Annotated in this window: 3 protein-coding genes; all 3 read left to right on the top strand. The window is 51.0% G+C overall.

All coding sequences use genetic code 11. The features are described from left to right. Positions 1–218: helix-turn-helix domain-containing protein (locus B5G42_RS18520; RefSeq protein WP_206406217.1), on the top strand; the 218-nt coding region annotated here is incomplete at its 5' end. Then, entirely contained in the window at positions 200–982 is a 783-nt protein-coding gene (locus B5G42_RS17450; protein WP_055180661.1) for a ParA family protein, read from the top strand. The genes B5G42_RS18520 and B5G42_RS17450, both read left to right, overlap by 19 nt. Then, a complete protein-coding gene (locus tag B5G42_RS17455) occupies positions 975–2,015 on the top strand; it encodes a ParB N-terminal domain-containing protein (RefSeq protein ID WP_087273148.1) in 1,041 nt (346 codons plus the stop codon). Before B5G42_RS17450 ends, B5G42_RS17455 begins: the two co-directional genes overlap by 8 nt. Positions 2,016–2,196: the final 181 nt, after the last annotated feature.

Raw genomic sequence — 2,196 nt, forward strand, 5'->3', positions numbered from 1 at the left:
GAGAGGCCGCGGAATTAACAGGCGCCACGGCATCTACGGTCGCAAAATGGATCAGAACGAAAAAGCTAAAAGCTCTTTCACATGGTCCGGCATTTATCATCCCGAAGGTCAATCTGATCGACTTTATGGCCAGTGACGCATACTTGAACAAACGCTTGAAATCACAAAAATTCCACGAAAATATAGGAGGTTTTCTATCATGGAAAGCGGGAAAATAATTGTTGTAGCCAACCAGAAAGGTGGGGTAGCCAAGACCAGCACGGTCCGAAATCTGTCCTATGCGCTGGCCGAGATGGGCAAGAAGGTCTTGGTAGTTGACTTTGACCCCCAGTATAACCTCACCACCAGTTTCGGTGTCCTGCCGACCCAGGCGCCCTATAATACCGGGACTCTTATCACCAATCTGCTTCTGGACGAATCTCTGCCGGATACCAACGAGTTCATCCAGAAAATCGGATCTGTGGACTTGATCCCTTCCAGCCGATCTCTCACCGTTGCGGAGGCAAATCTGCTGATGACGCCGGACAGCAATGACTACCTGGCCGCTCTGCTGAACCCTCTGCGGCTGTCCTACGATTACATTATCGTGGACACCAACCCCTCTCTTGGCTCGTTGACCATCAACGCTTTAACGGCTGCCGACGAGGTAATCATCCCGATTGACCCGGAACTGTTCGCTCTGACCGGTTTGCAGGCGTTGGTGGACACCATCAAGAAAATCAAGCGGAAATTAAATCCCAGCATTGAGATCGGCGGTATCCTGTTCACCAAATGCAACAAGCGGACGAACCTGTATCGCCGTACATACGGTCAAGTCACAAAGGCGTTCCAATCGCTCCCCATCTTCAACTGTCAGATTCCCTACACGGTCAAGGTGGGGGACGCAAACAGCTACGGAATGAGCGTCATGGAACTGGAGCAGGCAAACCCCGCCTCTCTTGCCTATCTGGAACTTGCAAAGGAGGTGCTGGCAAATGCCTAAAATCAATCCGCGCATCAAGTCCATTGACGATCTTCTGGGCTTGGATGCCCCAGAGGAAAGACCTATTGAACCCACCCCTTCCGTATCCTTGCCAACCAAGAACACCATCATCACCCTTCCCCCGCAGGCCATTCGTGCTTTCCGAGGCCATCCGTTCCGACTGTATGAGGGCGACCGGCTCAATGATCTGGTAGAAAGCATTTCGGAACATGGGGTCCTGAATCCCGCCATCATCCGCAAGATCGAACGGGATGAAGATGGCTTTGAGTATGAAATGCTGGCCGGTCATAACCGGCAGAACGCCGCAGCCATTGCAAACCGTGAACTTCCCTGTATCGTCAAGGAAAATCTTTCCGATGAAGATGCCTGGATTTATGTGATCGAAACCAATGTCCTGCAACGCTCCTTCTCCGAAATGCTGCCCTCTGAAAAAGCGGCGGTGCTGGCTCTGCGCTATTCCAAGATGATCTGTCAGGGGCGCCGGAACGATATTATCGAGGAACTGAAAAGGCTGGAAAACCCTGATGAAATCAGGGAAAATCCCACAAGTGGCACTCAGTGCCACAGGACGAAAAGCCGGGATATTTTAGGTGCTGAATACGACTTAAAAGGCCGCGCCGTTGCGAACTATCTCCGCATCAATGAGTTGATTACTCCGCTGAAAAGGCGAATTGATGATGCCGAGTTCCCGATTGTGGTAGCTGTGCAGCTCTCTTATCTGACCGAACAGGAACAGCAGATGGTTGACGATGTGCTTTCGGGAAGCGAGTACAAGGTCAATGAGGGAAAGGTTGTCCTGCTGCGGGAATATACCGGAAAGCTGACCCCAGAGCGTACCGAACAGATTTTGTCCGGCGAGTTTAACCGGAAACCCAAAAAATCCACGGCTACGGCGTTCAAGGTCAAACCGGCGATTTACAAGAAATACTTTACCGCCAGCATCAGCCAGAAAGAGTTCGACAGCATTGTGGACGAGGCGCTTGCCCTCTACTTTGCTCAGAAAGGACAGGAATCCGAGCAAGAGGCCGGATAACCGGCCATAATCACCAATACAGGAAGGAGGTCAGATACCGTTGAGAAATGATGAACGCCTGCGGACGATATATGAAGTCATGGCTCCCTATATTGTCCGAAATGAACACAACTGGCGGGATTATCTGGCATTTGCATCGCAGTTCCATAAGCACAGTTTTGACAACATACTTCTTGTGTAC

It is taken from the genome of Flavonifractor sp. An91 (genome assembly GCF_002159225.1).
Lineage (GTDB): Bacteria > Bacillota > Clostridia > Oscillospirales > Oscillospiraceae > Flavonifractor > Flavonifractor avicola.